Source organism: Paracoccus sp. (in: a-proteobacteria), assembly GCF_039808215.1.
In the GTDB taxonomy this organism is placed as follows: Bacteria; Pseudomonadota; Alphaproteobacteria; order Rhodobacterales; family Rhodobacteraceae; genus Paracoccus.
Genome location: NZ_JBDHSP010000042.1, coordinates 18,173 through 27,186 on the forward strand (window position 1 = coordinate 18,173; position 9,014 = coordinate 27,186).

General features: G+C 69.4%; 6 protein-coding genes, 1 tRNA gene, 1 pseudogene and 1 riboswitch. Of the genes and pseudogenes, 7 read left to right on the forward strand and 1 reads right to left on the reverse strand.

All coding sequences use genetic code 11. The annotated features are described in order from the left end of the window. Positions 1-62 precede the first annotated feature (62 nt). The 3 genes and pseudogenes from WMK75_RS13010 to metK all read left to right on the forward strand — a co-directional run. Positions 63-1,574, forward strand: a pseudogene (locus WMK75_RS13010) (DEAD/DEAH box helicase); the annotation flags it as partial. 534 nt (positions 1,575-2,108) lie between these two features. Then, entirely contained in the window at positions 2,109-3,659 is a 1,551-nt protein-coding gene (gene lnt / locus WMK75_RS13015; protein WP_347268087.1) for an apolipoprotein N-acyltransferase, read from the forward strand. A gap of 10 nt (positions 3,660-3,669) precedes the next feature. Continuing rightward, positions 3,670-3,718: riboswitch (SAM-SAH riboswitch) on the forward strand. 5 nt (positions 3,719-3,723) lie between these two features. Further along, positions 3,724-4,890 (forward strand): methionine adenosyltransferase, encoded by a 1,167-nt coding sequence (gene metK, locus WMK75_RS13020; RefSeq protein WP_347268088.1) that lies wholly within the window; start codon positions 3,724-3,726, stop codon positions 4,888-4,890. Positions 4,891-5,032: 142 nt separating this feature from the next. Here metK and WMK75_RS13025 read toward each other — a convergent pair whose 3' ends face one another. After that, positions 5,033-5,659 (reverse strand): J domain-containing protein, encoded by a 627-nt coding sequence (locus WMK75_RS13025; RefSeq protein ID WP_347268089.1) that lies wholly within the window; start codon positions 5,657-5,659, stop codon positions 5,033-5,035. A gap of 69 nt (positions 5,660-5,728) precedes the next feature. Between WMK75_RS13025 and WMK75_RS13030 the strand changes: the two genes are divergently transcribed. The 4 genes from WMK75_RS13030 to WMK75_RS13045 all read left to right on the forward strand — a co-directional run bounded on the left by WMK75_RS13030 (position 5,729) and on the right by WMK75_RS13045 (position 9,014). Next, positions 5,729-5,980 carry a BolA family protein gene (locus WMK75_RS13030; protein WP_347268090.1) on the forward strand — a complete coding sequence of 84 codons (252 nt, stop codon included), beginning with the start codon at positions 5,729-5,731 and terminating at the stop codon, positions 5,978-5,980. A gap of 81 nt (positions 5,981-6,061) precedes the next feature. Further along, positions 6,062-7,027 (forward strand): class II fructose-bisphosphatase, encoded by a 966-nt coding sequence (gene glpX / locus WMK75_RS13035; protein ID WP_347268091.1) that lies wholly within the window; start codon positions 6,062-6,064, stop codon positions 7,025-7,027. Positions 7,028-7,077: 50 nt separating this feature from the next. Continuing rightward, entirely contained in the window at positions 7,078-8,817 is a 1,740-nt protein-coding gene (recJ, locus tag WMK75_RS13040) for a single-stranded-DNA-specific exonuclease RecJ (protein ID WP_347268092.1), read from the forward strand. A 122-nt stretch (positions 8,818-8,939) separates the two neighbouring features. Then, positions 8,940-9,014, forward strand: a tRNA-Glu gene (locus WMK75_RS13045).

The window sequence follows — 9,014 nt, forward strand, 5'->3', positions numbered from 1 at the left end:
GGCGCGGCGATCGACGCAAACGCGGTGCGGGACAGACCCGCGCCAGGATACGAAAGCCCCGAATGACCAAATTTTCCGATCTGAAGCTTGACCCCAAGGTTCTCAAGGCCGTCGCCGAGGCGGGTTACGAAACGCCGACGCCGATCCAGGCCGGGGCGATTCCCCCGGCGCTGGAAGGGCGCGACGTGCTGGGCATCGCCCAGACCGGCACCGGCAAGACCGCAAGCTTTACCCTGCCGATGATCACGCTGCTGGGCCGCGGCCGCGCCCGCGCGCGCATGCCGCGTTCGCTGGTCCTGTGCCCGACGCGCGAACTGGCCGCGCAGGTGGCCGAGAACTTTGACACCTATGCCAGCCACACCCGCCTGACCAAGGCGCTGCTGATCGGCGGCGTCAGCTTCAACGAACAGGACAAGCTGATCGACCGCGGCGTTGACGTGCTGATCGCCACCCCGGGCCGGCTGCTTGACCATTTCGAACGCGGCAAGCTGCTGCTGACCGGCGTGCAGATCATGGTGGTCGACGAGGCCGACCGCATGCTGGACATGGGCTTCATCCCCGACATCGAGCGCATCTTCCAGCTGACCCCCTTCACCCGGCAGACGCTGTTCTTCTCGGCCACCATGGCGCCCGAGATCGAGCGCATCACCGACACCTTCCTGCACGCGCCCGAACGCATCGAGGTCGCGCGCCAGGCCACCACCAGCGAGACCATCACCCAGAAGCTGGTCGAGATCACCCCCACCCGCCGCGACCAGTCCGCCAAGCAAAAGCGCGAGCTGCTGCGCGCGCTGATCCGCGCCGAGGGTCCCGAGACCGAGACCGGCGGGCTGAAGAACGCCATCATCTTCTGCAACCGCAAGACCGACGTGGACATCGTCGCCAAGTCGCTCAAGGCGCATGGTTTCGACGCCGCGCCGATCCATGGCGACCTGGACCAGCGCCACCGCATGGCGACGCTCGACGACTTCCGCGAGGGGCGGTTGCAGTTCCTTGTCGCCTCGGACGTGGCGGCGCGCGGGCTGGACATTCCGGCGGTCAGCCATGTGTTCAATTTCGACCTGCCCTCGCATGCCGAGGATTATGTGCACCGCATCGGCCGCACCGGTCGCGCCGGCCGCGAGGGCACGGCGATCTCCATCGCCACGCCCGCGGATGAAAAATACCTGACCGCCATCGAGGCGCTGGTCAAGCAGACCCTGCCCCGCGCCGCCCTGCCCGAGAATTTCAGCCTCTCGGCCGCGGCCCAGGACGCCCCGCGCGCCCCGCGCGATGGCGGCCGGCGCGAACGCGGCCGCGGCCACGACCGGCGCGAGGATCGCCGCGGCCGGCGCGACGACAGCGAACAGCGCAGCCACCGCGACGAGATCCGGAGCGAGGCCAGACCCGAGACCAGGGTCGAACCGAAGCCCGTCGAGGTCCGCGAGCGGCGCGACGAGCGTGGCCCTGACCGTCACGACCGTCACGACCGCCGCGAACGCGGCCACGACCGCCGGGACGATCGCCGGGGCGACCGCCACCCGGTTCTGGGCATGGGCGATCACATGCCAGAGTTCATGACCCGCAGCTTCCGCCCCGGCATCATCGAAGGCGCTGCCTCGGATGCCGATGAGGTCAGTGCCGAAGTCGCGCCGCCAACCGAGGCCAGCGCGGCACCGGCGCCGGCACCCGAGATCCCGGCAGTCGTGACCGCACCCGCCGTGGAAACGCCCGCGCCAGCCCCCATCGAAGCCGCCGCGGCGGCGGCCGAGGCCGCACCCGAATCGGTGGCAGAGGCACCGGCCACGGAAAAGCCGGTGCGCAAGCGCAAGCCGCGCGCGACCAAACCCAAGGCCGAAGCCGCCGCCGAGGCTGATGCGCCCAGGGCTGATCTCGCCGCGACCGATGCGCCCGAGACTGAAACACCCGAGCCCGAGTCCCCCAGGGCCGAAACACCCGGGGCCGAGGCCGCCGAGAAACCCAAGCGCAAGCCGGCGGCAAAGAAACCCGCCAAGCCGCGCGCGCCGCGCAAGGCCAAGGCGACGGCCGAGACTGAGCCGACCCCCGAGGCCGCAGCCGACGCCCCGACCCCCGACACAGGCGACAACCCGGCCGAAGCCTGAGCCGGCATGGCCAGCCCGGTCCCGGCAAGTGACCGCAAGGGCCGGCGCCGCAGGGCGCTGGCCTCGCTGTCCTGCGATCTTGGCCTTGGCCTGCTGGTGGCCTTGGGCCAGGCGCCTTGGGGGCTTTGGCCCGTGGCCGTCGCGGCGCTGGCCCTGATCTGCCGGCGCGTCGCCCGGGCCACCACGCCGCGCCAGGCGGCATGGCACGGCTTCGCCGCTGGCCTGGGCCATTTCGCGCTGGCCTTGTCCTGGATCACCGAGCCCTTCCTGGTCGAGCCGGAGATCCATGGCTGGATGGCGCCCTTTGCGCTGGTCTTCATGGCCGCGGGCGGGGCGCTGTTCTGGACACTGCCGGCATGGCTGGCCGCACGGCTTGCGCCGGGTTTCCCGCGCCAGGGCGTGGCCTTCGCCGCGCTGATGGTGCTGTCTGACTGGCTGCGCGGCTGGATCCTGACCGGCCTGCCCTGGGCGCTGACCGGCCATATCTGGATCGACACGCCGGCGGCGCAGCTGGCCACCACGCTGGGCGCAATCGGGCTGTCGGGCTTGACCATGCTGGCCGCCTGCCTGCCGCTGATGTTTCGCCGCCCCGGCGGCCTGCCCGCCCTGCCCGGAACGTTGCTGGCGCTGCTGCTGATCGCCGCCGCCTGGAGCGCCGGCCTTGCCCGGCTGGCGCAGCCGCTGCCGCCCGATACCGGCATCAACCTGCGCCTCGTCCAGCCCGATGCCACCCAGGCGCTGAAATGGGACCCCTACTGGTCCGAGGTATTCTTTCGGCGCCTGCTGGACCTGTCGGCGGCGCGCGACCCTGACCGACCGCCGCCCGATGCGGTGATCTGGCCCGAGACGGCGGTGAATTTCCTGCTGGACCAGTCCGGCACCGCCCCGCAAGACATCGCCGCTTACGTCGGCGCCCCGGTGATCCTCGGCATCCAGAGGTCCGAGGGCACGCGCTATTACAACAGCCTGACCCGGTTTTCGCTTCTGGGCATTGGCCCGGTCTATGACAAGTTCCATCTGGTGCCCTTTGGCGAATACACGCCCTGGGGCGACCAGTTGGCGCGTTTCGGCATCCGCGCCTTTGCCGCCCAGCATGGCTTCGGCTACAGCGCCGGCCCCGGCCCGCAGGTGCTGCACCTGCCCGACCTGCCGCCGGTGCAGCCGCTGATCTGCTACGAGGCGGTGTTCCCGCGCCACCTGATTGCCGGCGACAACCGCCCGGACTGGCTGCTGCAGGCGACGAACGACGCCTGGTTCGGCCAGGTCTCGGGTCCCTGGCAGCATCTGGCGCAGGCGCGGCTGCGCGCCATCGAATCGGGCCTGCCGCTGATGCGGGCGGCCAATACCGGCATCTCGGCGGTGATCGACGCGCGCGGGCAACTGCGGGCCACGCTGGACCTGAACCAGATCGGACGAATCGACGCAGTCCTGCCCGGCGCCCTGCCTGCCACGCCTTGGGCGCGTTGGGGGGACTGGCCGGTGCTGGCGCTGGCGCTGGCACTGCTGGCCGCGGCCCGGCGCAAGGTTGGCGTTGACCTTGGCGGCATGCTGCACTAACGCTGCTCGCTGACCGCCACAACGGCTTCCTGGCGTGGCGGCGTCATTGTAACGGAGCACCTTCATGGCCAGACAGGACTATGTTTTCACCTCGGAATCGGTTTCCGAGGGACACCCCGACAAACTGTGCGACCAGATTTCCGACGCGATCCTCGATGCGCTTCTGGCCGAGGACCCCGCCGCCCGCGTCGCCTGCGAGGCCTTCGCCACCACCGGCACCGTGGTCATCGGCGGCGAGATCGGCCTGAGCGACCAGCGCAAACTGGGCGAATACATGGGCCGCATCGGCCAGATCGCCCGCGACACCATCCGCGACATCGGCTACGAGCAGGAAAAGTTTCACTGGAACACCTGCCACGTCCACAACTACCTGCACGAGCAATCTGCCCATATCAGCATCGGCGTCGACCGCGACGGCGCGGGCGATCAGGGCATCATGTTCGGCTATGCCGTCGATGAGACCCCGGAGCTGATGCCGGCGCCGATCCAGTATGCCCACGCCATCCTGCGCCGCCTGGCCGAGGCGCGCAAATCCGGCACCGAGCCGATGCTGGGTCCGGACGCGAAGTCGCAGCTCAGCCTGCGCTATGAAAACGGCCGCCCGGTCGAGGTCACCAGCCTGGTCCTGTCGCACCAGCACAAGGACGTGGCCCAGAGTTCGGACGACATCCGCGCCATCGTCGAGCCCTATATCCGCGAGGTCCTGCCCGCGGAATGGCTGACCGAAAGGACCGAATGGTGGGTCAACCCGACCGGCACCTTCGTCATCGGCGGCCCGGACGGCGACGCAGGTCTGACGGGCCGCAAGATCATCGTCGACACCTATGGCGGTGCGGCCCCGCATGGCGGCGGCGCCTTTTCCGGCAAGGACCCGACCAAGGTCGACCGCTCGGCCGCCTATGCCGCGCGCTATCTGGCCAAGAACGTGGTCGCGGCGGGCCTGGCGAAACGCTGCGTGATCCAGCTCAGCTATGCCATCGGCGTGGCCAAGCCGCTGTCGATCTATGCCGACACCTTCGGTACCGGCGCCGCCCCCGAGACCGCGATCGAGCGCGCCATCGCCCGCGCCATGGACCTGACCCCGCGCGGCATCCGCGAACATCTGGACCTGTGCCGGCCGATCTATCGCCGCACCGCGGCCTATGGCCATTTCGGTCGCGCCCCCGAGGCTGATGGTGGCTTTTCATGGGAACGCACCAATCTGGCAGAGGCAATCAAGCGCGAACTGTAAAGTCGCAGCCGGGGGTTTCACACCCCCGGACCCCCGCGGAGTATTTTGAGAACAGAGAAAAGCCAGCATACTGCACTGGTCATTCTCTGTTCTCAAAATACTCTGGGGGAGCGCGGAACGCGCGGGGGCAAAGCCCCCCCCTTCAATCCTTGAAGCTGCGGCTGTCCTTGACCTGATCCCAGGCCCAGACCACCTCTTGCAGGCGGTCCTCGTCCGAGCGGTCGCCGCCGTTCATGTCCGGGTGCAGGTCCTTGACCAGGGACTTGTATTGCTTGCGGATCTCAGCCCGGGTCCAGGTGTCCTTGGCCTCGAGGATCTCGAGCGCGCGGCGTTCGGTCGGCGGCAGCTTGCGGGCAGACCGGGCGCGGACCTCCGGATTGGTGCCATTGGCGCCCAGGATCTCAAGCGGGTCGTCGATGCCGTGGCGGGCCCATTTCTGGTCCTGCGCCGCACGGCCGAAAGGCTTGGTCGGGCGTTCCCAGACGGTGGCATTGTCGAGGAATTCCTGGAACTCGGCCTCGGACTGGCCTTGGAAATAGTTCCAGTTCAGGTTGTATTCGCGCACATGGTCCTTGCAGAACCAATAGTATTCGTCCAGCGCGCGCGGAGATTTCGGCGCTCGATACTGCCCGGGCTCCTTGCAGCCCTCCTTGTCGCAGCGCCGCGTCGACGTCTCGAAGGCGCCGGACATGCCGCGCCGACCCTTGGCACGGCGCTTCTTGTCCGATGCCGCCGACATGTCGAATCCGAATGGGTCGCTGTTGCTCATCTGCCTGCCTTGTCCTCAACGGGACAGGCAGTTTAGGCTATTTCGCAGGAACTGAAAGGGGGCAAGCGCATGATTGCTGACGAGATGCGTGACCGGCTGGCCGCGCTTCAGCCGCAAGAGCTGGAAATCACTGACGAAAGCGAAAACCATCGCGGCCATGCCGGCTGGCGCGAGGGCGGGCAGACGCATTTTCGCATCCGCATGCGCAGCGCGGAATTCGCCGGACTGAGCCATGTCGCCCGCCATCGGCTGGTGCATCGCACCCTGGGCGACATCGTGCCGCGAATCCATGCGCTGGTGCTGGACCTGTCGGAAAACTGAACCGTTAGCGCGCCCAGTCTTGCCCGGCACGGGCCGGGCGCGTAGAAGCCCGCAACGGCAGAAAGCACAAGGATTTTCCGCATGACCTCGCCAAAGGATTTCAACGACCGCATGCTGTCTCTGGGGCTGGCGCGCGTCAGCGAGGCGGCGGCCCATGCCTCGGCCCAGCTCATCGGCCGCGGCGACGAGAAGGCCGCCGACCAGGCCGCGGTGAACGCCATGCGCGAGCAGCTGAACAAGCTCGACATCCGCGGCGTCGTCGTCATCGGCGAGGGCGAGCGTGACGAGGCGCCGATGCTCTATATCGGCGAGGAGGTCGGCACCGGCAGCGGCCCCGAGGTGGACATCGCCCTCGATCCGCTGGAAGGCACCACGCTGACCGCCAAGGACATGCCGAACGCGCTGACCGTGATCGCCATGGCGCCGCGCGGCACGCTGCTGCACGCGCCCGATGTCTACATGGAAAAGCTGGCGATCGGCCCGGGCTATGCCAGGGACGTGGTCAGCCTCGACATGGCGCCCGCCGAACGCGTCCGCGCGCTTGCCAGGGCCCGCGGCTGCAAGGACAGCGACATCACTGTCTGCATCCTGGAACGTCCCCGCCACGAGGATCTGGTGGCCGAGGTGCGCTCGACCGGCGCGGCGATCCGGCTGATCACCGACGGCGACGTGGCCGGCGTCATCCATTGCGCCGAGGCCGAGCTGACCGGCATCGACATGTACATGGGCTCGGGCGGGGCGCCCGAGGGGGTGCTGGCGGCCTCGGCTTTGAAATGCATGGGCGGGCAGATGTGGGGCAAGCTGCTGTTTCGCAACGAGGATGAGAAGTCCCGCGCCCACAAGGCCGGCATCACCGACCTGAATCGCATCTATTCGCGCGACGAGCTGGTGACCGCGGATGTGATCTTTGCCGCCACCGGCGTCACCAACGGCTCGATCGTGGCCGGCGTCAAGCGCGAGCCGGGTTTCCTGCAGACCGAAACCATCCTGATGCGCTCGAAGACGGGCTCGGTGCGGCGGATGATCTATCGCAACCCGATCCGGTAAGCCCCGCACGGCAGGCTTGATCCGCGGGCGGTCATGGGGGAATAAGCCCCATGACCGCCTTTCTTTCCGTCGAATCCTCGCTGACCGGCCGTTTCTGGCGCGGTCCCGACCCCGCCCTTGAACGCGCCGCCGAGGCGCTGGTGCAGGACAGCCGCCTGCCCCTGCCGGTCAGCCGCGTGCTGGCCGCGCGCGGCGTCACCGCGCCCGAGGCCACCGGCTTTCTGGACCCCCGGCTGCGCGACCTGTTGCCCGATCCGCTGCACCTGCGCGACATGGAACCCGCCGCCAGCCGTATCGTGTCAGCGGTGCTTGCCGGCCAGCGCATTGCAATATTTGCCGATTACGACGTGGACGGCGGCGCCTCGGCGGCGCTGCTCATCGACTGGCTGCGCCAGCAGGGCCGGAGTGCGACGCTTTACATCCCCGACCGCATCGACGAGGGCTATGGCCCCAACGCCCCGGCCATGGCGGCGCTGGCGGCGCACCACGATCTGATCATCTGCGTCGACTGCGGCACGCTGAGCCACGAGGCCCTGGCCGCCGCCGCCTGCGACGTGATCGTGCTGGATCACCACCAGGGGGCCGAGACCCTGCCGCCGGCGCTGGCGGTGGTGAACCCCAACCGCGCCGACGAGAACGGCAGCCTTGGCCATCTTTGCGCCGCGGGCGTGGTTTTCCTGACGCTGGTGCGCTGCAACGCGCTGTTGCGGGCCGGCGGCCAGGCGCAGCCCGACCTGATCGGGCTGCTTGATCTGGTGGCGCTGGCGACGGTGGCCGATGTCGCGCCGCTGGTCGGCGTGAACCGCGCCTTCGTCCGCCAGGGCCTGGCGATCATGGCGCGTCGCCAGCGGCCGGGGCTGGTAGCGCTTTCCGATGTGGCGCGGCTTGATTCCGCGCCGAGCGCCTTTCATCTGGGTTTTCTGCTGGGGCCACGCATCAATGCGGGCGGGCGGGTCGGGCGCTCGGATCTGGGGGCGCAGTGCCTGTCCTGCACCGACCCGGCCGAGGCGACGCGTCTGGCTGGCGAGTTGGACGCGCTGAACCGCGACCGCCGCACCATCGAGGCATCGGTGCGCGAATCGGCCCTGGCGCAGGTTCAGGCCCGGGCCGATTCGCTGCTGTCCTGGGCCGCGGGCGAGGGCTGGCATCCGGGCGTCGTCGGCATCGTTGCCGCACGGGTGAAAGAGGCCAGCGACCTGCCCGCCGTGGTGATCGGCATCGAGTGCGGCATCGGCAAGGGCTCGGCCCGCTCGGTGCCGGGCGTCGACCTGGGCCGCGCCATCCAGCGCCTGGCCGCCGAGGGCTGGCTGCTGAAGGGCGGCGGCCACGCCATGGCCGCCGGCCTGACCGTCGAGGAGGCAAAGATCCCCGGCGCCATGGCACGCCTGTCGGACCTGCTGTCGCGCGAGATGGCGCAGCGCCCCGGCGCGGGCGAGCTGCGCATCTCGGGGTTGATGGATCCGGCCGGGGCCACGGTCGAGCTGATGCAGATGCTGGAGCGCGCCGGCCCCTATGGCCAGGCAGCCCCCGCGCCGCGCTTCGCCTTTGCCGGACAGCTGATCGACAGCGCCGGCACCATGGGCGACAGCCACCTGCGCCTGCGCTTTCGCAGCCCCGGCAGCCCGGTGCTCGAGGCCGTGGCCTGGGGCGCGATGACCGGCCCGCTGGGCCCGGCGCTGCTGGGCGCGCGCGGGCGTTGCCTTCACCTCGCCGGCAAGCTGGAACTGTCGCAATGGGGCGGGCGTGAACGCGTGCGCCTGCGCCTGGACGACGCCGCGCCGGCCGGCTGACGCGCGCCGGACCGGGCGGAAAAAACTTGGCCCGCGGGCGTCTTTTCCGCTTGCGCCCCCAGTTCGGCTCGCCTAAACACCGCCCTACGCTGCGGCGCCCTAGGCCCCGCGATGCAGCCAGTGGCCCGTTCGTCTATCGGTTAGGACGTCAGGTTTTCAACCTGAAAAGAGGGGTTCGACTCCCCTACGGGCTGCCA